We start from the raw sequence: 26101 nt of genomic DNA on the forward strand, positions 1-26101 counted from the left end.
GTTTACGGCAAAAATTAATGAGAGACCAAGAAAGAAATTGAATTTCTCAACACCAAAGGAGTGCTTTTACAAAAACATTTCGTAATTTTGCACTTGCTTGTTGAATTCGCGGGATGATGGGGAAGATCCTCTTTTACTAATAAATGTTATATTCCTGAAATTCCTTCCCTAAATCATTTGTTCTCTCCCAAATTTACTGTACTTTTGCAGTAAGTATCTGATTGAGGATTAAAAGTGCGATTTAAAATAAGGTATAGATTATGCAATACAAGAATATCATATTCGATTTAGGTAATGTCTTGGTGAAACTCAATCCGGAAGGATGCATCGGGGCTTTCAAGGCGATAGGAATGGGGAAATTAGTTGATTCAAATCCTCAGAGTGAAGGCATGAAGCTGATGAGCAAACTGGGTGTGGGAATGATTACCACCGAAGCGTTCTGCGATGCAGCCCGCGAGTTGACTGGGACTGATGTGACGAATGAAGAAATCATCGATGCTGCCAACAAGATGCTGGTGGAGATTCCGGATGAGAAAAAGGAGCGACTCCTGCAGTTGAAGAAGGCTGGCTATCGTCTCTTCCTCCTGAGTAATACCATCGATATGCATTGGGATTATTGCGTGGAGCATCTCTTCCCTTATCAGAACCATGGGGTAGAGGATTATTTCGAGCAGTGTTTCCTCTCTCAGAGAATGCATCTTGCAAAACCTGATGCCCACATCTATGAGGAGGTAATCAGGCAGGCGAACATCCATCCCGACGAAACCCTTTTCATCGATGATCTGAAGGAAAACTGCGAGGCTGCCGAGAAGCTGGGCATCCATACCTTCCAGAACGTGAAGTTTGATGATTGGCTTGCACTTCGGTTCTGACGGATATGTCAGAATCGAAGCTTTTATTCGTTAAATAATTTTGTGTTAATTTGCATTTTTTCTGATGAATAATCGCAAGAACTCCACACTTTTTCTAACGAATAATCAACAAATTCCCACACTTTTTCTGACGAATAACTTAGGAAAAGGCTGATTTATTCGCTTTTTCCAACAAAATGTTATACCTTTGTGGGCTAATAATAACTAACTTACAAAATCGAAATGAATTTTTACAAGACATTAGGATTGAAAAACAGCCGTATTGACGTGGCTGATGCCTTGCGAGGATTGGCAGTGGCTGGTATTATTCTCTATCACTCCGTGGAGCATTTCAATATGTATGACGGAAGTATAGCGCATGCTTATACGTTGGGGTGTGATGATTGGATGGCAGATGTGCTGGCATTGCTGCTGTCGGGAAAGATGTATGGCATTTTTGCCCTGCTTTTCGGATTGAGTTTCTTCATCATGAACGATAACCAGCAGCAGCGAGGAAATTGCTTTTCGGGTAGATTCGCCTGGCGAATGTTCCTCCTGGCAATGCTCGGTATTGTGAACACCGCCTTTTTCGATGGCGACATTCTCTTCTCTTATGCCATCTATGGTCTGGTTCTCATCCCATTGAGCTATCTTCCTACCAAATGGCTCTGGTGGGTGGTTGCCTTCCTCTTTATCCAACCGATAGAAATCTATTCCCTCATTACCGGATGGCAGGTAGATGCATCGGCATTGGGAGAGGTGTATGGAAATATGTATCATGGTCATCAGCACGGCAGTTTCCTGGAGAATGCCTATGGAAACCTGCGATACGGACAGGTGGCTACCTATTACTGGTGCATGATGAAGGGAAGACATACGCAGACCATCTGCCTCTTCATACTCGGAATGCTGGTGGGAAGAAAGCGTTGGTTCTACAATGAGAACAACAACCTGGCTTTGTGGAAAAAGGTGCTGGCGGTTTCCATCCTGGTATTGATTGTGGGAGGCATCGCTGATGTGCGCCATATGGAAACATGGAACAGTTGGCTTTATCCTATCTACAACTTCTTCATCCTCTCGTTTGTAGTTTCAGGTTTCGTATTGCTGTGGTACGGTAAGGAATGGTTCAGAAAGGGATTGTCGTTCCTGCGCCAGTTTGGTAAGATGAGTCTGACCAACTACTTCCTCCAGTCTATCATCGGTTGCGGACTGTTTGCCTATTATGGTTTCAATCTTCAGACGAAGCTCGGCATCACCTACGCCTTCTTTGTGGGCATCGCCATGGTGGTAGTACAATGTCTGTTCTCTAACCTCTGGCTCAAGTATCACTCCCACGGTCCTTTCGAGGGAATATGGAAGAAGCTGACCTGGATTAAATTCTAAGTTTTCAAGATGATAAAATAAAAAAGGTGTGTCATGGACTAATGACACACCTTTTTATTTTTTATTGATCCTTTCTGAATATCTGATCCACAACTACGGCAATGGCACCATCGCCGGTTACATTGCAGGCGGTGCCGAAACTGTCCATCGCAATATAGAGGGCTATCATAAGCGCCTGCATATCAGCATTGAAACCCAAAACAGAGGCTAGCGGACCGAGCGCTGCCATCACGGCTCCTCCCGGAACTCCCGGAGCAGCTACCATGCAGATGGCGAGCACGAAGATGAAATTGAGAAAGAGAGGGAGATTGCACGGCATACCATTGATGAGACAGATGGTTAACGCACAGCAGGTAATCTTCATCATTGAACCCGAGAGATGGATGGTGGCACAGAGCGGAATGGTGAATCCGGCAATGCCATCGGTGACACCGTTTTTCAAGGTCTGCTTCAATGTTACCGGGATAGTGGCTGCCGATGAGGAGGTGCCCAGTGCAGTGAAGTAGGCTGGTAACATATTGAGCAGCAGCTTGAACGGATTCTTATGGGTCAAGCCGCCTGCCAACAGGTATTCGTAAAGTAATATCACGATATGGAGCACGAGAATCACGAGGATAATCTGAGCGAAGACGAGCAGAATATGGTATGCTTCGCCCGAGAAAGTCATGCCCAGGAAAATGCCGAAGATGTAAAGGGGGAGGAGGGGGATGATGACTTTGGCGATGACACCGGAAACGATTTCCTTGAATTCCTGGAATATCTTTTGCATGGTGCGGCTGCCTTTATGGGCAATGCCCAGTCCGGCGATGAACGAGAACACGAGGGCACTCATCACATCTACCATGGCAGGTATCTTGATTTCGAAGAAGGGTTTGAGTTCTTCCACTTTGTCTACTGCCACATGGGCCGAGTTGGCAATCATGTGTGGAAAGAGAGCAGAGCCTGTGCCATAGGCTAGTAGACCTGCCAGGATGGTATCGGCAAAGGCGATGCCCACGGTGGCAAGGAGGAGTTTGCCGGCTCCATGTCCGATATCGGCAATGGCTGGTGTTACGAGACCGATGATAATGAGCGGTATCATGAAGCCAAGAAACTGGCTGAAGATTCCGTTGAAGGTGAGAAACGCTCTGACGGCTGCTTCATTGAAGAAATTGCCGAAGACTACGCCCAGCAGGATGGCAATTATGATTCTTGCCAATAGTGGCATTTTGATTCTTTTCATATCCGTAGTTTTGCTTTTTTGTTTGCAAAGGTACGGCTTTTCTTACTATTTTCCAAGCTTTTGCTCAATAAAAAGCCTATCTCAATAAAAAACATCTCAAAGAAAAAGCTCTTCTCAACAAAAAACGCCCTCCTGCCTCTCAGCAGAAGGACGCCAACCTTTTTTTCTTGTACAATGTATGAATTCAGATACTATCTGTTTTTTACAGATTGTCTTTCTCGATATCCTTGAAGTACTTGTAAGTACTAACCTTCAATTCGTCGGTAGCGCTCTCATCGCAAACGATGATGCCGTGCTTGTGAGTCTGCAAAGCACTGATAGTCCAAGCCTGGGTAACAGGACCCTCGATAGCAGCCTGGAGAGCACGTGCCTTGCTGTGGCCGTTGCAGAGAATCATCACTTCCTTTGCAGCCATAACAGTGCCAACACCTACGGTGAGCGCTGTGCTAGGAACCTTGTTCATATCGCCGTCGAAGAAACGGGAGTTAGCGATACGGGTATCAGTTGTCAAAGTCTTCACACGGGTAAGAGAGTTGAGTGAAGAGAAAGGCTCGTTGAAAGCGATGTGGCCATCAGGACCGATACCTCCGATGAAAAGGTCGATGCCGCCAGCCTCAGCAATCATCTGCTCATAGTGTGCACACTCTTCCTCCAGGTTCTCAGCGTTGCCGTTCAGGATATGGATGTTCTCCTTAGGGCAGTCGATGTGATCGAAGAGGTTGCGAGCCATAAATGAATGGTAGCTCTCTGGGTGAGACTCAGGAAGACCTACGTATTCGTCCATGTTGAAGGTGAGTACATGCTTGAAAGAAACTTCGCCAGCCTTGACAGCCTTGACGATTTCAGCATACATACCCATTGGTGAAGAACCAGTAGGCAAACCCAATACGAATGGTTTCTCTGCTGTTGGGTGGAAAGCCTTGATAGTCTCCACAACGTGACGAGCTGCCCAACGTGACAACTCATCGTAATTCTTTTCGATAATTACGCGCATAATTGCAAAATGTTTTTTGGTTGTTTTTATTTAAATGTTGATTATATTTCCCAAGCCATGGCTGATGCTCCCAAGACGGCAGCCGATGCACCCTTCAGTCCGCTGATAAGGAACTTAGCCTTACCCTGATACAGACTTAGTACGTGCTTTTCGTATGCTTCCTTGATAGGATTCATCAGCAGGTCGCCTGCATTAGCCAGACCTCCGAAGAAGATGAATGCTTCAGGGCTGAGTACGGTAGCAACATTGGCACATGCCTCACCGATCATTTCACCGGTCTGTTTGAAAATCTGCAGAGCGAGCTCGTCCTGCTTCATAGCCTCATTGTAGATATCCAGAGAGGTAAGCTTGTCAAGAGGAATGTTCTTAAGGCTGGAAGTTGTGTCAGGATTGTTGGCAAGCATTTCCTTGGCTGTTCTTACCACTCCTGTTGCAGAGCAGTATGTCTCCAGACATCCACTTCTTCCACATCCGCAAGGACGTCCGTTTACCGGTGTCACAATCATGTGACCCAATTCTCCTGCGAAGCCATCGCATCCGTAGAGCAACTGACCGTTGACAACAATGCCGGAGCCTACACCTGTACCCAGGGTGATTTCTACGAAGTTGTTCATGCCCTGTGCCACACCATACCATTTCTCGCCGAGCGCAGCAGCGTTGGCATCGTTGGTGAGAGCTACTGGAACACCGAGCTTATCCTCGAAGAGCTTTGCCAGAGGTACGATTCCCTTGCCCCAAACCAGGTTGGCTGCATTCTCTATCGTTCCTCGATAGTAGTTGGCGCTAGGAGCTCCTATTCCCATTGCCTTGATGTTCTCCATGCCACCTGTTTCTTCTACGATAGTCATCACTGCCTGGCATGAAGCAGCGACATACTCTTCTACTGTTGTATAGGCTTGTGTCTTGATAGAGGTAGATGCTTTGATTTCTCCGCTACTGTCAACGATGCCGAACACTGAATTCGTTCCACCCAGGTCGAGGGCGATAACAAACGGTTTCTCGTTTTGTTTCATCATGTTTAAATTGTGTAATGAATAGTTGAATAGTTATTTATTTCTTTCTTTCTTAAGAATGTCCTTGTAATATTTTGCTTCTTGCCATGAGGCAGGCTCCTATCAGTCCTGCATGGTCTTTTAAGGCAGATGTTACGATTTGTGAGTCTTCACTAACCATATTGAGTGAGAATTTCTTGATACCCATGCAGATAGGCTGGGTAAGATAGTCACCGGTAACTGAGAGGTCGCCTCCGATGACGAGCATTTCCGGATTGAAGGTGTTGATGATTCCTGCGAGATTTGTTCCCAGCTCCACAGCCATTCTCTGCAGTGATTCGATGCTGAGCACGTCTTCCTTCTGGATGGCATCCAGTATGTCCTGGAGGGTGAGTTCCTGGTGCTGTTTCATCACCTTGTCGGTGAGCACGGAGGTTCCTCCTTCCTGCAGCTTCTGGTTCATCTTTCGGAGCAGTGCAGAGCCTGATGTTTCAGTTTCCATGCATCCTGTTTTTCCGCAGTGGCAGATGATGTCATTATTATATATGTGCATGTGACCGATTTCTCCCGAGAAGCCCGACTTGCCCTGGTACAGTTTGCCGTCGATGATGATTCCGATGCCGATGCCCCAGCTCACATTGACGAAGACTACGTTCTTGATTCCCTTGCAAACTCCCTTGAGACTTTCTCCGTATGTCATGCATCGGGTGTCGTTGTCAATACAGAAAGGAAGTCCGAGTTTTTCAGACATTGTCTCAGCCAAAGGTTTTCCTAGGCAGGAGAAGTAATTATAGGCACAGCCTATTTCCGGATTCACTCGTCCTCCAATGCTCATGCAGGCATTCTTGATCTGGCTTTTGTCAATGCCCGATTTTTCAACAAAGCTGTTGATGGATTTAATGAAGGTTTCGAAGCATTCCAAGTTGTCTTTATAGTCAATGTCAATCTTTACCGGGTCTGCAATCATATTGCCGCAGAAGTCGCAGATGCCGAAGGTGAGATTATCTTTTCCGGTATCTATTCCGAGAAAATATCCAGAGGTAGCGATAAGGTCGTATATCTTAGGCGCTCTCTTAGAATAGTTGTCTCTTTTGCCTGTCGTTTGCACCAATCCGATTTCGATGAGTTCGTTCAGTGTCTTGGTGGTATATGGAACGCTGACCCCCAAATTCTTGGAGAGCTCAGCAATAGTTTGCCCACCGTGTTCAATGAATTGGTTGAGGAGGGCAGACTTTGACGCAGACCATTTTTTATGATTGATGATGTCTTTTAACATATAGAGATCTCTTAATTAATTATTTTATGCTGCAAAGTTAAATAAATAAATTCGTTTTATTAATATTTCTAAGTTAATTAATCTAAATATTTAAAAGAAAATGATATTTTAGTCTTTTTCTTGCTGTTTTTACCTTGCTTCCGAGCTACTTTGGATTGATTTCCTGTCTTTTAATAGTTTTTGAACCATACAAGCTCTCTTTTTATATATATAATAAGGTATTATGTAGAAAAAGGATATAATAAATAATTAAACTAATTTATTTAATGATAATAATGAAAATAAGTTTATTGAAATTTGGCAGATAATTAATTTTGTTGTATATTTGCACCCGAATAACAAAACTAACAGTCGAGTAATGAAAAATAAAAAGTTTTATCCTTGGTTGGTTGTAGCTCTCCTTTGGGTAGTGGCTCTCCTCAACTATATGGACCGCCAGATGCTTTCCACCATGCAGGCGGAAATGAAGGCAGACATCGTGGAGTTGCAGCAAGCTGAAGCTTTTGGAGCTTTGATGGCAGTTTTTCTTTGGGTGTATGGTATCGTGAGTCCATTCGCCGGAATCGTAGCAGATAGAATCAGCCGTAAAAAATTAGTAGTAGGCAGCCTCTTCGTCTGGTCTCTTGTGACTTACCTGATGGGTTATGCTTCCAGTTTCAACCAGCTCTACATGCTCAGAGCTTTGATGGGTATCAGTGAAGCCCTCTACATTCCTTCTGCTTTGTCGCTGATTGCCGATTGGCATGAGGGCAAATCAAGATCTCTAGCCATTGGAGTTCACATGACAGGTTTGTATGTGGGTCAGGCTATCGGAGGATTTGGTGCTACAGTGGCTGCTGCCTTCTCTTGGCACACTACTTTCCACTGGTTCGGAATTCTCGGAATCGCTTATTCTGTAGTGTTGCTCCTTTTGTTGCATGATAAGGATAAGGATGCGGTGAATGTAGCTCCTGTGCAACAGGCAAAACCTGCCAAGGGTGGACTGTTCCTGGGTTTGTCGGTAGTACTTTCTACCTGGGCATTCTGGGTTATCCTCTTCTATTTTGCAGTACCTTCTCTCCCAGGTTGGGCAACCAAGAACTGGCTCCCTACCTTGTTTGCTGAGAATTTGGGCATCCCAATGTCGCAGGCGGGTCCGATGTCAACCATCACCATCGCCGTATCTTCATTGCATGGTGTACTTTTCGGAGGTGTGCTTTCAGACAAGTGGGTACAGAAGAACATCCGTGGCCGTGTCTATACCAGTGCCATCGGTTTGGGTATGACCATTCCTGCGCTCTTCCTCCTCGGCTTCGGTCACAGTCTGGTAGCCATCGTAGGAGCAGGCTTGCTCTTCGGTATCGGTTTCGGTATGTTTGATGCCAACAATATGCCAATCCTCTGCCAGATTATCTCGGCAAAGTACAGAGCCACAGCATACGGTATCATGAATATGGTGGGCGTATTTGCCGGAGCCATGGTTACACAGGTGATGGGTAAGTGCTCTGATGGCGGCAACCTGGGCTTTGCCTTCGCCGTACTCGGCATCGTGGTGATAGCTGCACTGACACTCCAGCTTGTCTGCCTGAAACCAAAGACAGATAATCTGGAATAAATCGAAAGCATCTGCCAACGGCAGATCATTTAGAATAAAGAATTAAGAATCATATAATTAACGTATAAAATATTTTTGATTATGGAAAAAATCATTGGACTCATTGATGCACCGTTCACTCCTTTTTATGCCAACGGTGATGTGAACTTGGAACCTATCGAGGCTTATGCCAAGATGCTTCAGAAAAATGGTCTGAAGGGCGTGTTCATCAACGGCTCTTCTGGTGAGGGTTACATGCTGACCACCGAGGAGAGAATGCTTCTCGCCGAGAGATGGGTAGCGGTGGCTCCAAAGGACTTCAAGATTATCGTTCATGTGGGCAGCTGCTGCCTCCGTGAGAGTCGTCGCCTTGCAGAGCATGCTCAGAAGTTGGGTGTTTGGGGTATCGGTTCAATGGCTCCTCCATTTCCACATATCGGTCGCATCGAGGAACTGGTGAAGTATTGCGAGGAGATTGCTTCTGCAGCACCAGAGCTTCCTTTCTACTACTACCACATTCCTGCATTCAATGGCGCTTACCTGCCAATGCTCGACTTGCTGAAGGCTGTAGATGGACGCATTCCTAACTTCGCTGGTATCAAATATACCTTCGAGAGTCTCTACGAGTATAACCAGTGCCGCCTCTACAAGGATGGCAAGTACGATATGCTCCACGGTCAGGATGAGACCATCCTCCCTAGCTTGGCTCAGGGCGGTGCACAGGGTGGCATCGGCGGAACAACCAACTACAATGGTAAGGAACTGGTTGGTATCATCGATGCTTGGAAGAACGGCGACATCGAGACTGCACGCGAGAAGCAGAACTTCGCTCAGGAGGTTATCAACGTGATCTGCCACTACCGTGGTAACATCGTGGGCGGTAAGCGTATCATGAAGCTGATGGGCTTCGATTTGGGGCCAAACCGTACTCCATTCCGCAACATGACCGATGAGGAAGAGCAGGCAATGAAGAAAGAGTTGGAAGCTATCAACTTCTTCGAGCGTTGCAATAAGTTTTAATTTCAATCATCTCCACTAAATCAATAAGAATGAATATTAAAGAATATATCAAGCAGTGGGCTGAATCCTACAAGAACGACTTAACTCAGAATATCATGCCTTTCTGGATGGAGCATGGATGGGATAAGGTGAACGGTGGTGTCTATACTTGTGTGGATAGAGACGGAAGTCTGATAGACTCCACCAAGTCGGTATGGTTCCAGGGTCGATTCGCCTTTATATGCTCCTATGCATATAATAATGTAGAAAAGAACCCGATGTGGCTGGAGGCTGCGAAGAGCACCCTCGACTTCATCGAGAAGCATTGTTTCGACGAGAATGGAAGAATGTACTTCTCTGTTACAGCTGAGGGCAAGCCATTGCGTATGCGCCGCTACGTATTCTCTGAAACCTTCGCAGCCATTGCGATGTCAGAGTATGCCCTGGCTACAGGCGACCAGAAGTATGCCGGGCGTGCCCTGCAGATTTTCAAGGACACCCAGCGCTTCCTCACCACACCAGGCATCCTGGCTCCAAAGTTCGAGGAATCAGTGCAGTTGCAGAGCCACAGCATCATCATGATTCTCATCAACGTGGGTTCATGCATCCGCAAGGTTATCAACGACCCTAAGCTCACCGAGCAGATTGATGAGTCAATCGCCAAATTGAAGAAGTACTTTATCCACCCGGAGTTCAAGTGTCTTCTGGAGACGGTGGGCATGAACGGTGAATTTGTGGATACCTGTATGGGCCGCACCATCAACCCGGGTCATTGCATCGAGACTTCATGGTTCATCATGGAAGAGGCAAAGCAGAGAGGCTGGGACAAGGAGATAACCGATATGGCGCTGCAGATCTTCGACTGGTCTTGGGACTGGGGATGGGACAAGCAGTATGGCGGCATCATCAACTTCAGAGACTGCAGGAATCTTCCTTCGCAGGATTATTCACAGGATATGAAGTTCTGGTGGCCACAGACCGAAACCATCATCGCTTCTCTCTATGCTTATCTGGCAACAGGTGATGATGAGTATATATACAAGCATCAGCGCATCAGCGAGTGGACCTACGCCCACTTCCCAGATGCCGAGTTCGGCGAGTGGTATGGTTATCTGCACAGAGACGGAACCGTGGCACAGCCTGCCAAGGGTAATCTCTTCAAGGGACCGTTCCACATTCCGAGAATGATGATCAAGGCATACTCTCTGTGCCAGGAGATTTTGAACAAAGAATAAAAATATGAACAAGAACTTAGATTTGTGTATATCGAATCTGGGCACCGTAAGAAACAATCAGTATCAGATGGCGATCCTGCCATGGGGAGCAACAGAGCCTCATAACCTGCATCTGCCATATCTTACTGATTGTATCTTATCACATAGCATCGCAGTGGATGCTGCCGTACAGCTTGCTGCCGACAAAGGCGTGAATTGCATGGTGCTTCCTCCTGTGGCTATGGGTGCCCAGAATCCCGGACAGCGTGATGTGGCTTTCTGTATCCATTACCGATATGAGACTCAGAAGGCAATTCTGCAGGATATCGTAGAAGCGTTGCAGCATCAGGGAATCAAGAAACTCCTCATCGTGAATGGTCATGGAGGAAACACCTTCAAGAATATGATTCGTGATCTGGCTGTGGATTTTCCTGATTTCATCATTGCTTCCAGTGAGTGGTTCAAGATGAGCAATCCAAAAGATTTCTTCGAACAGCCAGGTGATCATGCTGATGAAGTGGAGACTTCTGTGATGATGCATTATCATCCTGAGTTGGTGAACTTGAAAGAAGCTGGCGAAGGTGCAGCCAGGGGATTCAGAATTCCTGCATTGAATAGTGGAAAGGTCTGGATTCCTCGCAACTGGTCGATGGTATCAACGGATACCGGTATCGGAAATCCAGCTTTGGCTACAGCCGAAAAGGGCAAGATGTTTGCAGAAGCCGTTGTTCGTGAATATGTTGAATTCCTCTATCAGTTCTCTCTGGCAGAAACAGTATCTGATTTGTATTAAATATAAGTAATAGAAAATCTAAATAGTAAAAATATGATTTTTTCAGCAAATATAAGCAAGGCATTGTGTCTTGCTACCATGGGTATTTCCCTGATGATGCCTGCACAGGTTGCTGCTGCAACCCCTGCTATGGCTGTTGAGACACAGGCTGTGAACGCTCAGGGTGGCATCACCGTCTTCTCTAACAAGGATGCACAGTATCGTATTCCTGCCATCGTGGAGTGCAAGTCGGGTAAGTTGATTGCGTTTACCGATCATCGTTATCATAATAAGGATATTGGAGGCGGCCGTCATCTCGACATCGTGATGAAGACCAGTATGGACAAGGGCGCTACCTGGAGCTCTCCAGAGCAGATGGTGGCAAAGGGTGGAAACGGTATTGCTACCAGTTTCGACTGCGCCCATGGCGATGCGGCTGTCGTAGTAGATAAGAAGAGCGGCAGAATCCTCCTGATGTGTGCATCGGGCGGCATCGGCTATTGGGAGTCAAAGCGTGGCAATCTCCTGATGATGGGTAGATACTACAGCGACGACGAGGGTAAGACATGGTATGGCGAGGAAGTGACCAAGCAGATTTACGACCTCATCCCAGAAGTGGAATCAGCCTTCTTTACCAGTGGTAGAATCTGTCAGAGTAAGCAGATCAAGGTAGGCAAGTATTATCGTGTCTATACCGTGTTGTGTACCCGCAGCGGTAACCGCATTCTCTATAGCGATGACTTCGGTCAGACTTGGAGTGTTTTGGGCAAGAATGTAGCTGAGGCTGCTCCTCACGGAGATGAGGCTAAGATCGAGGAATTGCCAAACGGCAATGTATTGCTCAGCAGTCGTGCGATGGGCGGACGCCACATCAACATCTATACTTATGAGGATAAGAAGACTGCCACAGGCTCTTGGGGCAAGGTAATAGCTTCTGATGCCAAGAATATGGGTGTTGCTGCCCATAAGAACTCTTGCAATGGCGAGGTTCTCATAGTGGATGCCAAGAAGAATGGCAAGAAGGTAAAGCTGTTGCTTCAGAGTGTTCCGGTAGGTCCAGGCCGTAACAACGTAGGTATCTACTACAAGGCATTGGAGACTCCTGCTGATTACGCTACCCCAGAGGCGATTGCCAAGAACTGGGAAGGCTGCTATCAGCTGAGCTATACCACTTCAGCCTATTCTACCATGGTTCAGGGCAAGGATGGCAGCATCTTCTTCCTCCTGGAGGAGAATGCTTTCAGAAAAGATCCTAAAACCCAACCTGATGACTATTACGACATTCGATTTATGAAATTGAACGTTGGCCAAATAACGAACAATAGATACAAATAATAATATTAACTAATTATCAACTTATAAACATGAACTCAGATTTGAAGCAATTAGTCATGGCCGTATCTTTGGGATGCATGGGCGCTTCGCCAGCATTCGCAGGTACTAGTAGCTTGGCAATGAGTGCCACGCAGCAGACCTCTACCTGTACAGGTGTGGTAGTTGATGACTTTGGAGAGACCGTAATCGGTGCTTCAGTACTCGTGAAGGGTACATCCAATGGTGTTGTTACCGACTTGGACGGTAAGTTCTCTTTGAGCAACGTGAAGAAGGGCGACATCATCGTCATCTCTTATATCGGATTCGATACTCAGGAGATCAAGTTCGAGGGTCAGCCTCTCAACGTAACAATGAGCGAAAACAAGCAGGTGCTTGCCGAGGTAGTGGTTACAGGTTACGGTGGTCAGCAGAAGCGTGCCACATTGACCACTGCTATCTCAAAGATGGATAATAAGGTATTGGAGAAGGCTGCTGTCAGCAACGTGGGTAATGCATTGCAGGGTACAGTGACAGGTCTCCGCGTAATCAGCGAGTCTGGTCAGCCAGGTGCAAGCCCTAACATCACTCTCCGTGGTGGTGCTTCTATCACGGGTGGACACAATGGCGCCTTGATTGTTGTGGATGGTATCATCCGCGAGAGCTTGAGCGACATCAACCCTTCAGACATCGAGTCAATCCAGGTTTTGAAGGACGCAGCTTCTACCGCTATCTACGGTGCCCGTGCTAACGGTGGTGTTATTCTGGTTCAGACCAAGAACGGTCAGGCTGGTAAGACCACAGTTAACTACAAGGCTAAGCTCGGTATGAACTTCTCCCGTCAGGGTTACGATTTCCTCAATGCACATGATTACATCTACTACAACCGCTTGGGTTACAAGCGTTATACCAATAATGCTCCAAGTGCCGCTTCTGTAGATAACCAGATGGGTTATGGTATAGGTAACAAGTTGTTCGATATCCGTTATCTCAATGATGATACCAAGCATCTCCAGAGCGAGGGCTGGCAGTTAATGGACGACCCATACTACGAGGGCAAGCAGATACTCTATAAGGATTACAGCGGTCAGATGGAAGATGCAACCTTCCACGATGTAGCGCTTACACAGGATCACTACCTGAGCCTTTCTGGCGGTAACGACAAGGGTACCTTCTCTGCAAGTCTCGGCTACTACAACGAGGATGGTGCTGTCAAGGGTACAGGTTACAAGCGTTTCAATGGTGCTATCAACGGTTCTTACTGGGTACTTCCTTTCCTGAATGTAAAGGCTGGTACTACCTATAGCTGGGCTAAGCAGCCTTCTCTGTGGATCGGTACATACGAGTTCTTCTATCGTTCCCGTTCACAGCGTCCTACATGGAATCCCTATCTGGAGGATGGTACTCCTGCTTCTGGTTGGGGTACAGGTGACGGTAACCCAGAGTATTACCGTTCTCGCTTGACCAGTACTGATGGTACACGTAAGCAGACCTACAACTTGGGCTTCGATTTGAACATCATCCCTAAGAAATTGGTATTCACAGCAAACTCTTCTCAGTATCACTACGATTACCAGTACGAGAGCTTCAACAAGTCTTACCAGCAGCAGAACCAGGGTTCTCCTAATACAACCCGCGAAGCTTATGCCAACATCACACGCTTCACCCAGATTCAGTTGAGCGGTACCCTGAACTATCACGATACCTTCTTCGAGAATCACAATGTAGATGTGATGGTGGGTGGTGAGTACTTCGACTACCAGTACTTCAATTTCAATGCCAAAACCAGGAACTCTCCATTCGATAGCATCCATACATTGAATGTAGGTGCCGACCGCACTGCTACAAGCAGCAGCAAGACCGGTTACCGTATCGAGTCTCTCTTCGGTCGTGTGAACTACGACTTCAAGCAGAAGTATCTCTTCTCTTTCACCTATCGTTACGACGGTATCTCTAAGTTGAAGGACAACCGTTGGGGTTTCTTCCCAGGTGTATCTGCAGGTTGGAACATCATGGAGGAGGACTTCTGGAAGAACTCTAAGATTTCCAGCGTCATCAGCAACTTGAAGCCACGTGTAAGTTACGGTATCAATGGTAACGTAAACGGTATAGGTAACTTCGATATCTATGGTCTTTACAAGAAGTATGGCAACTATGGCGGTCAGACTGGTTACTATAACTCAACCCTTACCAACACTGCGTTGAAGTGGGAGCAGAGTAAGTCGTTCGAGGCAGGTCTCGATATCGGTTTCTTCAACAACCGTCTGGGCTTTATCCTCGACTACTATAACCGTACAACAGATAACTTGCTTACTGATATCAGTTTGCCAGGTTACACCGGTTTCTCTAGCATGAAGACTAATTTGGGTAAGCTTCGTAACTCAGGTTTCGAGATGGAGGTACGTGCCAACATCATCAACAGCAAGGACTTCAAGTGGGATGTTACAGCCAACCTCACTTCTGTAGCCAACAAGGTTCTCCAGTTGCCAAGCAGCGACAAACCAAACAACCAGATTGATGGTTACGAGGTAGCAGCAGGCAAGGTAGATGCCAACGGCAAGACCCCAACCAAGTGGATTGGTGGATACCGTGAAGGTGGCAAGTTGGGCGACCTGGTAGGTTACCAGCAGCAGCATATCTTCAGAGATTGGGACGATGTAAAGGCAAATGCCAACGAGCGTGTTGACGACATCGCACATCTTTATGGTCCAGGTCTTGCAGACAAGATTAATCCTGCAACCGGTAAGACTTATAAGGAGTCTAATGGCTGGAAGCCTATCGAGCCAGGAGATGTATGCTGGGAAGACGTGAATGGCGATGGCCATATCAGTCAGCTCGACCGCGTGGTAGTAGGTAATATCTTCCCTAATGTGACTGGTGGTTTCACCACAACATTCGGTTACAAGAACGTATCTCTCTATGCACGTTTCGACTACTCATTGGGTCACACCATCTACAACGACCTCAAGGCTCGTTCTTTGGGACAGTATCAGGGCTCGTTCAACCTCATCGACAAGGTAAAGGATACATGGTCTGAGACCAACCGCGATGCAGACCTTCCAGTCTTCACATACGCTGACCAGTTGAACAAGATGAACATCACCCGTGAAAACAATGGTTACACCGCAGTCAACGGTAACAGCTCCCGTTTCTACGAGAAGGGCGACTACCTGGCATTGCGCGAGATTACTCTCAACTGGAACTTGCCAAAGACATGGATCAGCAGAGTAGGCATGCAGAATGCTTCCCTCTATGTAACAGGTCAGAACCTGTTCTACATCACTGGTTATGATGGAGCTTCTCCAGAGCCAGCAGCGTATAATGGCTATGGTGCAGGTATTGACAACGGTCGTTACCCTACACCACGCACATTACTCTTCGGTTTATCAGTAACATTCTAAAATTCGACGAAAAATGAAAAAGTTTTTGAAATATTTTGCAGCAGGCTGCATGGTCTTCTCAATGACTAGCTGTCTTGATGTAGAACCACAAAGTGAGATTACTGATGCTGGCTACTGGAAGGAAGAAGGCCAGTTCAGTTCTGCCAATACCGGTCTCCAGGCAATGTTCCGCGACCGCACTTTCAACCTTTACCTTTGGGGTGAGATGCGTACCAATCTCTATGGTGGCAGTCCTTTCTCTGGTGAGGCAAGTAGTGGATATGAGTTCATGTGGAACAACCTCTTGAGCCAGGCAAGTCCAGCCATCAGCAATTATGGCGGCTGCTACGGACTTATCAACCAGCTCAACCTGATGATTGCCAAGGCTGAGAATACCGATATTATCAAGGAGGCAGCCAAGAGTAACTATCTGGGTTCTGCATACGGTATGCGTGCATACATATACTTCCAGCTGTTGAGAACCTATGGCGATGTCATCGTAGTGACCGACTATACCAAGGGTAGTGATATCAGCATCGGTAACATGGGTAAGGCTGCTTCTCCTGCAGCAGAGGTAATGGCTCAGATCAAGAAGGACATCGAGGCTTCTGAGAAGGCTTATGGCGAAAATTACAAGTTTGCCAGCGGCAGAAACTACTGGTCTCTGGCTGCTACCAAGATGCTCAAGGGTGAGGCTTATCTCTGGAGCGGTAAGCAGATGGGCGGCGGTAACGCTGATTATCTGATTGCCAAGGCTGCTTATGAGGATGTGAAGAAGGCTGACGTTGCTTTGCAGAACGACTTCACCCAGGTATTTGCCTTTAACAACAAGAAGAACAAGGAGATTATCTACGCTGTTTATTACGGCAAGGATGAGAAGACGATGTGGAATGATAGCTTCCGCTTGACTTTGGTGATGGGTTCTATGTTCTTCAAGAACTACTATGAGGCTGATGGTACTTCTCTGGCTGAGTCTGCCATGGGTAATATGGACGGTGTAATGCGTATATCTCTCAACAAGGATATGTGGAAGGAGCTTTATCGTGACGGTGATACCCGTAAGGCTGGTAGCTTGAAGGATATCTATGCCAAGAACGAGGATGGGTCGCTCAAGTATGTTGGCAACATCCAGTATAAGTTCCAGGGTACCTTGCCAGAGGGTTACAACCAGCGCCAGTGGCTCGATGATTACCCAATCTATCGCTATGCTGACTGTCTCTTGGGCTTGGCTGAGGCTAAGGCTTTGCTGGGCGAGGATCCTGCTGCTGAGATCAACGAGGTAAGAAAGCGTGCTTACGGCGAGGAGTACTTCAATGCTCACCAGGCTGAAGTGGCTTATCCTAATGATACAGACGCTTCATTCTATGCCAACAACTCTTTCGTAGGCAGCGATGCCAATGTCATTGAGGCTGTATTGAAGGAAAGATGCCGCGAGTTCCTCTTCGAGGGTAAGCGTTGGTACGACCTCCGTCTGATGGGTACAGAGTATGTTACCAAATATACTTCTGCTCAGGCAAGCAAATTGTTGTGGCCTATTGACGAGAATACTCTTGGCTTGAACAGCCAGTTGCACCAGACTCCTGGTTACGAACAATAAGGGTATATGGAAGTGTCGATAAGACACATCATCTTGTTTGATTATAAAAGTGAGAAGAGAGGGATTCGTTCCCTCTCTTCTTTACAATTTTTTCTCTCTTGAATCAACTTTGTAAATCATCATATATCATCAACAAAATCAACCTAAATAAAATATGAATCGACTCTTGCTTTTTGTGCTATCTATATTTTGGTGCATGGCTGGCATCTCTGCCAATCATCCTTCTTCATTGTTGCCTCTGCCTCAGAAGTATCAGTTCAACGGCAAGAAATCCAGCGGCGAGTTGACAGTGGAGGAAAAATATGTGAGCCAGATTGAAGGAGCTAAATTCCAGGAAGAGGCTTACCATCTATTGATTACCAAGAAAGGCATCCTTCTGGAGGCTACCACCCCAAAGGGTATGTATTGGGGACGACAGACGCTGGAACAATTGAAAACCACTAAGAATAAAAAGATATATTTGCCACAGTGTGAAATCACCGACTGGCCTGCCTTCCGTATCCGTGGCTTCATGCACGATGTGGGCAGAAGCTTTATCCCAGTAGAGGAACTGAAGCGCGAAATCAGTCTGTTGAGTAGATACAAAATCAACGTTTTCCATTGGCATCTTACTGAAAATCAGGCTTGGCGCCTGGAATGCAAGAAATATCCGCAGCTCAATGCTCCAGAGAATATGGAGCGTGAGAAAGGAAAGTATTATACATTAGAAGAGGCCCGACAACTCGTGGAATTCTGCAAGCAGCACCAGGTGCTCCTGATTCCGGAAATCGATATGCCGGGACACAGTGCTGCCTTTGAGCGTACCTTCAAGACCGATATGCAGAGCGAGAAGGGCACTCAGATTCTGAAAGACATCATCGATGAGGTATGTGCTACTTTCGACGTACCTTATCTCCATATAGGCACCGACGAGGTTCAGTTCACCAATCCAGATTTCGTTCCGATGATGGTGAGATACATCCGAGACAAGGGCAAGAAGGTTATCTCCTATAACCCTGGCTGGAACTATAAACCGGGCGAAATCGACATGGTGCAGCTCTGGAGCTATCGTGGAAAGGCACAGAAGGGCATCCCTGCCATCGACTGCCGCTACCACTATGCCAACCATTTCGATACCTACGCCGACCTGGTGGCGATGTTCAACAGCCGCATCTACAACCAGCCTGAGGGAAGCGACGATTTGGCTGGCAGTATCGTAGCCTTTTGGAACGACCGCTTCATAGACAATACACCTCAGCTGCTGGCTGAGAATAATTTCTATCCTTATATGCTCACCCTGGCAGAACGTGCCTGGCGTGGAGGCGGCAACAGCTATTTTGATGGCAAGGGTACCCTGCTGTGGGAGGACGAGCCGGAGCAGTTGGCTGCTTTCAAGGAATTCGAAGACCGCCTGTTGTGGCAGAAGAATACCTGGCTGAAGGAGGTTCCATTCCCATACGTCCGTCAGACCCAGAGCGAGTGGCTGATTACTGATGCCTTCCCTAACGGAGGTGATTTGAACAAGGTGTTCCCACCTGAGCAACAGGAAGATTCCGTATATCAGTATGAGGGTAACACCTATCACAGCCGCAAGATTATCGGCAACGGTATCTATCTCCGTCATGTCTGGGGTACATTGGTTCCTGGTTTCTATGCCAATCCGCAGGAAAACCATACCGCTTACGCTACCCGGTGGATTTATTCTCCAAAGGAAAGAAAGACCCAGCTGATGCTGGAATTCCAGAACTACAGTCGTTCGGAAAGCGATTTGGCTCCCCGTCAGGGTACCTGGGATTACAAGTGCAGTCGTGCCTGGCTCAATGGAAAGGAAATTATGCCTCCTGTTTGGGAGAATACGAATACCGAACGCTCTAACGAGATTACGCTGAAGAATGAGAACTACATGTCTCGTCCGGCGATAGATATCACCCTGAAGAAGGGTTGGAACAAGCTGATGCTGAAGCTTCCTGTGGGCAAGTTCTCTTCTAAGGAGACCCGCCTCGTGAAGTGGATGTTTACGGTAGCACTTGTAGATGAATAAAAAAGAAAGAAAGGTTATGTTGTATGATAAATTAATTTTTCCAAAAAGAACATTAACAGTCATTTTGCTGTCGATGCTCTCAATGGGCTTCCTCTCAGTAACGGCAGCCCGAAAGAAACCTGTACAGAAAATCAAGGTGGCTTGCATAGGCAACAGCATCACCTATGGTACGGGTATCCAGGATAGAGAGCATTTCTCCTATCCCGTACAACTGCAGAAGATGCTGGGTGACAAATACTTGGTAGGTAACTTCGGAAAGCCGGGCGCCACCCTGCTGAACCACGGGCACCGTCCTTATATGCAGCAGGAGGAGTACAGGCAGGCAATGGCATTCAAGGGCGACATCGCCGTCATCCACCTGGGCATCAACGATACCGACCCGAGAAACTGGCCTAACTATCGTGACGAGTTCGTGAAAGATTATCTTTCGTTGATGGACTCTCTGCGTTCTGCCAATCCAAAGGTAAGATTTATCCTGGCTTGCATGACGCCGATAGCTCATCGTCATCCCCGATTCATTTCGGGCACCAAACAATGGCATGATGAAATACAGGAAGCCATCAAGGTGGTGGCTCGGGTGAGTGGGGCAGAACTCATCGATTTCCATGCGCCTCTCTATCCATATCCTAACCTGTTGCCGGATGCCATTCATCCGAATGCAGAAGGTGCAGGTATCCTGGCTAAGACCGTTTATGGTGGAATCACCGGAAACTATGGCGGCTTGAAACTGTCTGATCTCTATACAGATTATATGGTGTTGCAGCGCAACACACCGCTTGATATTCATGGAACAGCTAATACCGGTGAACAGGTAGTGGTGAGCATTGCCGGTCAGAAGGTTTCTGCCATTGCCAATAACCGTGGCGAATGGAATGTCACCTTGCAGCCATTGGCGGTAGGTACGGATTATACGCTCACCATCCAGGCGGACAAGCAGAAAAAGGAGTTCCGTCATGTGGCTGTAGGCGAGGTGTGGCTGTGCTCAGGTCAGTCGAACATGGCGTTCCGGCTCAACCAGGCTGCCACTGGCAAGCGTGATATCGCCCAGGCTAATGACCCCGACCTGCGACTCTTCGACATGAAGGGAAGATGGGAAACTTACGATGTGGCATGGCCGGCATCCTGCCTGGATTCGCTGAACCATCTGCAGTATTACAGGAATACCACCTGGAAGGGTGCTACCCCAGAAACTGTAGCCCAGTTTTCTGCCGTGGCCTATTACTACGGCAAGATGCTGCGCGACAGTCTGAAGGTGCCTGTGGGATTGATTTGCAATGCCATCGGAGGTGCTCCTACTGAGGCTTGGGTAGATAGAAACACTCTGGAGACCCAGTTTCCGGCAATTCTGCGCAACTGGTTGCAGAACGACTTTATCCAGGATTGGGTAAGAGGTAGAGCAGCCCGGAATCTGACCAATGATGCCACCCGTCTGGGCCGTCATCCTTATGAGCCATGTTATCTTTATGAAAGTGGTATCTTGCCTTTGCAGCAATATCCTATCAAGGGTGTTATCTGGTATCAGGGTGAATCGAATGCACATAATATGTATGCTCATGAACAACTCTTCCGTCTCTTGGTAGATAGTTGGCGTAGCAACTGGAAGAACCCTGAAATGCCATTCTATTTTGTGCAGTTGTCGAGTCTGAACCGTCCTTCATGGACCTGGTTCCGAGACAGTCAGCTCAGATTGATGAAGTCTATCCCAAATACCGGAATGGCTGTTTCTTCTGATCAGGGTGATTCTCTTGATGTGCATCCTACCCATAAGCAGCCTGTTGGCGAACGTCTGGGCCGCTGGGCATTGAACCAGACTTACGGACATGCAGTTACTCCTTCGGGGCCTATATATAATAATGTGGTAAAAGAGGGGAATCATCTGGTAGTGTCCTTTACTTATGGCGATGGCCTCCGCACATCGGACGGCAAGTCTCCTTCCTGCTTCGAGATTGCTGAGGAGGATGGTTTGTTCTATCCTGCCCTGGTAAAGATAGAAGGCAGCAAGGTAAGATTGAGTTCTCCGGAGGTCAAGGCTCCAAGATATGTAAGATATGCATGGCAACCTTTCACCCGTGCCAATTTGGTCAATAAGGAAGGATTACCGGCATCTACATTCAGAGGAGAGGTCAAATAGCCAACTCAATAATCACTGTTAATAGCATCAGAATATGAAATGTATTAATTCGCTTTTAGCATTATCTATCATTATTATAATAAATAGTTGTAGTACAATGAAATCAAATTTAAAGACACAATTTACAAATATCAGTTCAATGTCTGGCTTCCCTTCTGGGGAGGCTGGATATGAACTCGGTGTTTCTGCTTGTTATGCAGGTTTCATCGGCGACTACCTGGTAGTGGCTGGTGGATGTAATTTCCCGGAGCCAGGAAAGAAAAAGTATTATTCCAGCATCTATGCTGCAAAGGTTACTGGTAATGAGGAAACTTTGCAGTGGGAGATGATAGGCAATCTGCCTGAGCCTGCTGCCTATGGTGGTGTGGTTGCCTCTGGTGATAGCTTGATTCTGGTAGGTGGATGTAATACGGAGCATAGTTTGCGAACCGTTTTGAGCATCCATCTGGACCAGGAAAACGGCAAACCTATATTGAAGTCTTTGCCAGACCTGCCTTGTACGGTGGATAATATGGGAGTATGCCTCCTGGATACTCGTCTCTTCGTGGTGGGTGGTAATCAGGACGGGCGACCATCTGCTTCCGTCCTGACAATGGAAATCGGAAAGGATGAGAAGTGGACCCCGGAAACAGAGTTGATTGGAGAACCTCGAGTTCAGCCGGTATGTGCAGCCTACAACGGCGAACTCTTTGTTTGGGGCGGATTCTATGAGAATGGCAAATCCAGTATTGTGGCTACATCCGGATTACGCTATCAGCTGATGAGTAAGAGCTGGACTTCGCTTCCTGCACCTGTCAACTTGCAGGGTAAGGAACTCACACTTACTGGAGCCACAGCCATACTAGAGGTTTCAGCCAAAGGAAATGCTCAGATTGTCTGTGCCGGTGGTGTGAACAGAGAAATCTTCTGGGATGCTATCAGCGGTACCTATTCGATGGTAGCCAAGACGGATTATCTGAAAAAGGATATTTCATGGTATAAGTTCAATAATAGTCTCTTGATTTATAACTTGAAGACAGAACAATGGGAAATCCCATCCCCTGAAAACGCTCTTTTGGCTAGAGCGGGTGCCCAAGTTGCTTTGCGAGGACATACCTTATATTATATAGGTGGTGAATTGAAGCCTGGACTTCGTTCACCTGGTATTGTGAAGGTAGATTTACGTTAATAAAGATTCGACCTGTATGTTTTCAGTGCCTGTTGAGGCTTCTGACCATACAGGTCTTTTTTGTTTTGTGTTTGTGATGGCAAAATGAAAGTGAAGATGTGTGATTTGCTTTCATTTTGTGTTTTAATTTTTAATTTGTTTTATCAAATAGTAAGCAAATGAAAATGAATAAAACAAAAAGTAAGTAATATGAAGTTTATTTAAGCAAAATGTCGTACCTTTGCACTCGTAAACAAACAAAATGTAATTTAAAGAATAGGAGAGATTAATATGAAAAAGATCGAAGCTATCATCCGTAAGACTAAGTTTGAGGATGTAAAGGAAGCATTGCTTGCCGCCGACATCGAGTGGTTCTCTTACTACGATGTAAGAGGAGAGGGCAAGATGAGACAGGCTCGTATCTATCGTGGTGTCATGTATGATACCAGTAGTATTGAGCGAGTGTTGCTGAATGTTGTCGTGCGCGACAAGAACGTAGAGAAAACGATAAATGCCATCCAGGAGGCAGCCCGTACCGGCGAGATTGGTGATGGTCGAATTTTTGTAATTCCTGTAGAGGATACCGTGAGAATCCGTACAGGTGAAAGAGGCGACATCGCACTTTATAATGCGGAGCAGGAGAAGTGATACTTTGAACTTGGAACATGGAACATTGAACTTTATGATATGCCTTTTAGGTCTTGTCTTGATACTAATCATAAAGTTCAAAGCTCAAAGTTCAAAGTTCAACGGAAAAAAAGTTCAAAGTTTAAAGTTTAAAGTAAAGAGATTATGAGTGTACAGGATTTAGGAATTTCAGTAGATACCGTATGGATGCTCTTGGCAGCCATGTTGGTCTTTTTCATGCAGCCGGGATTTGCCCTCTGCGAGGCGGGCTTTACCCGTAGTAAAAACACCGCGAACATCTTGTTTAAGAACTTTGTCGATTTCATGGTCGGTTCCGTTCTTTTCTGGTTCGTTGGTTTTGGATTTATGTTTGGTAGCGATGGCGCCGGATTCATCGGCATGCCTAACTTCGGCGATTTGTCTTTCTATACGAATGCAGCCGGTCTTCCTACAGAAGGCTTCCTGATGTTTGAGACAGTTTTCTGCGCTACTAGTGCTACCATCGTTTCTGGTGCTATGGCAGAACGTACCAAGTTCTCCATGTATTGCATCTATTCTTTCTTCATCTCATTGATCATCTACCCAGTAGAGGGTCACTGGACATGGGGTGGCGGTTGGCTTTGCAACGCTGATGCTGGTTCATTCATGATGGAGACATTCGGTGCTGCCTTCCATGATTTCGCAGGTTCTGCTATCGTACATAGTGTTGGTGGTGTACTTGCTTTGGTGGGTGCTATCTGCTTAGGCCCTCGTTTGGGTAAGTATCGCAATGGCAAGAGTACTGCTATCCCTGGTCACAACCTGATGGCTGCTGCCCTGGGTGTATTTATCCTCTGGTTCGGATGGTTCGGATTCAACCCTGGTTCTCAGCTTGCTGCTTCTGGTGAGGTTAACCGTGTTGCTATCAGCCACGTATTCCTGACAACCAACCTGGCTGCAGTTTGTGGTGGTCTCGGAACTATGTTCACCTCTTGGATCAAGTATGGCAAACCTTCATTCTCATTGACATTGAACGGTATTCTGGCTGGTTTGGTAGCCATTACTGCTGGTTGCGACTTGGTTAGTCCATTGGGTTCTGCCATTATCGGTCTCTTGGCTGGTATCATTCTGGTATTCTCTATTGAGTTCATCGATACCAAGCTTCATGTTGATGACCCTGTAGGTGCAAGTTCAGTTCATGGTGTATGTGGTATCTTCGGTACCGTGATGACAGGTCTCTTCGCCCTTGATGGTGGTGCCTTCTATGGTGGCGGTTTTGGTTTCTTCGGCGCACAGTGCTTCGGTATCCTCTGCATCGACCTTTGGGCAGCTGCTACAGGTATCATCCTCTTCTGGGGTATCAAGAAGATTGCTGGCCTCCGTGTTGATAAGAGAATCGAGGAAGAAGGTCTGGATATCTACGAGCATGGTGAGAGCTGCTACAACTAATGGTACTTTCATATAGACGTAAGAGAGATAATAGACAAAAGTTTTGGTGAGCAAAATTATTATTATTAATTTTGCAGCCGAAACTTTTAAAAGAAAAATGTATCACATAAAAAGAGAGAATATGAAGCATTTAGATATGAAGAAGATAGGTGCGTTGGCACTCGGTTTGATGGCATTTGCTCCTGCTGCTATGGCACAGGACAAGGTGGAAACATCTATGGGTGCTGATATCGTGAGCCAGTACTACTGGCGTGGTCAGGATTTGGGAGCAATTTCTTTGCAGCCTACTCTTGGCATTGGATATAAAGGCTTGTCTCTTACAGCATGGGGAAGTGTTGGTATTTCTCAGCCAGAAGATACCAAAGAGTTCGATCTTACCATGGCATACGAGACTGGAGGTTTCCATATCGGTGTAACTGATTACTGGTTCAATTCTCCTAATGAGAAGTATTTTGCTTATTCTGCTCATGAGACTTCTCATGTATTCGAGGCAAATGTAGGTTATGATTTCGGTCCGCTTGCCTTGAACTGGTATACCAACTTTGCAGGCAATGATGGAGTCAACAAGGATGGCGACCGTGCCTATTCTTCATACGTTGAGGCTACAGCTCCATTCAAGTTAGGTGGCTGTGATTGGGAGGCAAGTGTAGGTGCTGTTCCGTTTGCTACATCCTTCTATGGTGAAGCCAATGGTTTCGCTGTTACTCATGTAGGTGTGAAAGCAACCAAGGATTTGAAGATTACAGATTCTTTCTCTGTTCCAGTCTTCGCTCAGGTGGCTGCTAACCCTAGCACCGAGAAAGCCTACCTGGTAGTAGGTTTCACCTTGCAACCATAATATATAGTTTTTTAGTTTTATAAATAACAAAAGAGGGTGTGTCATAAGTTCATGACACACCCTCATTTGTCTCTTCTGTCCGTACTTGAATTACATGCGAAACTTCTGTTGGGAAAATATCTCTGAGAGATAAAACTATATCTCTGAGAGATAAAATAATAGCGTATTGAAAAATCTTGATTCTTTGGAAAAAGAGGAAAAATAAAAAAATAAGACATGAAAACTGAAGGAACTGAAGGCAAAGTTTTTTGGAGTGTTAAAATAGGGCTAGAAAGTAAGAAGAATGGACAAAAATGTTGGCTGAAGGACTGAAGCACTTTTTTAAAATAATAATTTCATGTCAAAA

General features: G+C 46.4%; 19 protein-coding genes. 15 read left to right on the plus strand and 4 right to left on the minus strand.

What is annotated here, in order from left to right:
- Positions 1-260 precede the first annotated feature (260 nt).
- Positions 261-872, plus strand: a complete 612-nt coding sequence (locus ACTQ53_RS11370; protein ID WP_441933074.1) for an HAD family hydrolase — start codon at positions 261-263, stop codon at positions 870-872.
- Positions 873-1094: 222 nt separating this feature from the next.
- Entirely contained in the window at positions 1095-2234 is a 1140-nt protein-coding gene (locus tag ACTQ53_RS11375) for a DUF418 domain-containing protein (RefSeq protein WP_295345978.1), read from the plus strand.
- Positions 2235-2295: 61 nt separating this feature from the next.
- Here ACTQ53_RS11375 and ACTQ53_RS11380 read toward each other — a convergent pair whose 3' ends face one another.
- From ACTQ53_RS11380 to ACTQ53_RS11395, 4 genes are all read right to left on the minus strand, one after another.
- Complete coding sequence (locus tag ACTQ53_RS11380) at positions 2296-3456, minus strand: dicarboxylate/amino acid:cation symporter (RefSeq protein ID WP_441933075.1); 1161 nt, start codon at positions 3454-3456, stop codon at positions 2296-2298.
- A gap of 202 nt (positions 3457-3658) precedes the next feature.
- Entirely contained in the window at positions 3659-4450 is a 792-nt protein-coding gene (gene nagB, locus ACTQ53_RS11385; RefSeq protein ID WP_153122475.1) for a glucosamine-6-phosphate deaminase, read from the minus strand.
- Positions 4451-4491: 41 nt separating this feature from the next.
- Positions 4492-5463 carry an ROK family protein gene (locus ACTQ53_RS11390; protein WP_420377616.1) on the minus strand — a complete coding sequence of 324 codons (972 nt, stop codon included), beginning with the start codon at positions 5461-5463 and terminating at the stop codon, positions 4492-4494.
- Between the two features lie 52 nt (positions 5464-5515).
- The gene (locus ACTQ53_RS11395; RefSeq protein WP_295345982.1) at positions 5516-6718 is read right to left on the minus strand and encodes an ROK family transcriptional regulator; all 1203 of its coding nucleotides are present in this window, start codon (positions 6716-6718) and stop codon (positions 5516-5518) included.
- A 358-nt stretch (positions 6719-7076) separates the two neighbouring features.
- Here ACTQ53_RS11395 and ACTQ53_RS11400 point away from each other — a divergent pair, with 358 nt between their 5' ends.
- The 13 genes from ACTQ53_RS11400 to ACTQ53_RS11460 all read left to right on the plus strand — a co-directional run bounded on the left by ACTQ53_RS11400 (position 7077) and on the right by ACTQ53_RS11460 (position 25755).
- On the plus strand, positions 7077-8312 hold the full coding sequence (locus ACTQ53_RS11400; RefSeq protein ID WP_441933076.1) for an MFS transporter: 1236 nt from the start codon (positions 7077-7079) through the stop codon (positions 8310-8312).
- Positions 8313-8393: 81 nt separating this feature from the next.
- On the plus strand, positions 8394-9311 hold the full coding sequence (locus ACTQ53_RS11405; RefSeq protein ID WP_294969457.1) for a dihydrodipicolinate synthase family protein: 918 nt from the start codon (positions 8394-8396) through the stop codon (positions 9309-9311).
- A gap of 29 nt (positions 9312-9340) precedes the next feature.
- Complete coding sequence (locus ACTQ53_RS11410; RefSeq protein WP_441933077.1) at positions 9341-10525, plus strand: AGE family epimerase/isomerase; 1185 nt, start codon at positions 9341-9343, stop codon at positions 10523-10525.
- A gap of 4 nt (positions 10526-10529) precedes the next feature.
- Positions 10530-11297 (plus strand): creatininase family protein, encoded by a 768-nt coding sequence (locus ACTQ53_RS11415; protein ID WP_294969463.1) that lies wholly within the window; start codon positions 10530-10532, stop codon positions 11295-11297.
- Between the two features lie 33 nt (positions 11298-11330).
- A complete protein-coding gene (locus ACTQ53_RS11420; protein WP_441933078.1) occupies positions 11331-12611 on the plus strand; it encodes a sialidase family protein in 1281 nt (426 codons plus the stop codon).
- 77 nt (positions 12612-12688) lie between these two features.
- A complete protein-coding gene (locus ACTQ53_RS11425) occupies positions 12689-15988 on the plus strand; it encodes a SusC/RagA family TonB-linked outer membrane protein (RefSeq protein ID WP_441933092.1) in 3300 nt (1099 codons plus the stop codon).
- Between the two features lie 13 nt (positions 15989-16001).
- A complete protein-coding gene (gene nanU / locus ACTQ53_RS11430; RefSeq protein ID WP_441933079.1) occupies positions 16002-17564 on the plus strand; it encodes a SusD family outer membrane lipoprotein NanU in 1563 nt (520 codons plus the stop codon).
- Between the two features lie 154 nt (positions 17565-17718).
- Positions 17719-19584 carry a family 20 glycosylhydrolase gene (locus ACTQ53_RS11435; RefSeq protein ID WP_441933080.1) on the plus strand — a complete coding sequence of 622 codons (1866 nt, stop codon included), beginning with the start codon at positions 17719-17721 and terminating at the stop codon, positions 19582-19584.
- 73 nt (positions 19585-19657) lie between these two features.
- Entirely contained in the window at positions 19658-21715 is a 2058-nt protein-coding gene (locus ACTQ53_RS11440) for a GDSL-type esterase/lipase family protein (RefSeq protein WP_441933093.1), read from the plus strand.
- Between the two features lie 97 nt (positions 21716-21812).
- Complete coding sequence (locus tag ACTQ53_RS11445; protein WP_441933081.1) at positions 21813-22883, plus strand: cyclically-permuted mutarotase family protein; 1071 nt, start codon at positions 21813-21815, stop codon at positions 22881-22883.
- A 270-nt stretch (positions 22884-23153) separates the two neighbouring features.
- Positions 23154-23510, plus strand: a complete 357-nt coding sequence (locus ACTQ53_RS11450) for a P-II family nitrogen regulator (RefSeq protein WP_006848366.1) — start codon at positions 23154-23156, stop codon at positions 23508-23510.
- Positions 23511-23654: 144 nt separating this feature from the next.
- Positions 23655-24917, plus strand: a complete 1263-nt coding sequence (locus ACTQ53_RS11455; RefSeq protein ID WP_441933082.1) for an ammonium transporter — start codon at positions 23655-23657, stop codon at positions 24915-24917.
- A gap of 121 nt (positions 24918-25038) precedes the next feature.
- Complete coding sequence (locus ACTQ53_RS11460; protein WP_294969481.1) at positions 25039-25755, plus strand: hypothetical protein; 717 nt, start codon at positions 25039-25041, stop codon at positions 25753-25755.
- Positions 25756-26101: the final 346 nt, after the last annotated feature.

This window comes from Prevotella sp. Sow4_E9_plate (assembly GCF_052116205.1).
GTDB lineage: Bacteria > Bacteroidota > Bacteroidia > Bacteroidales > Bacteroidaceae > Prevotella.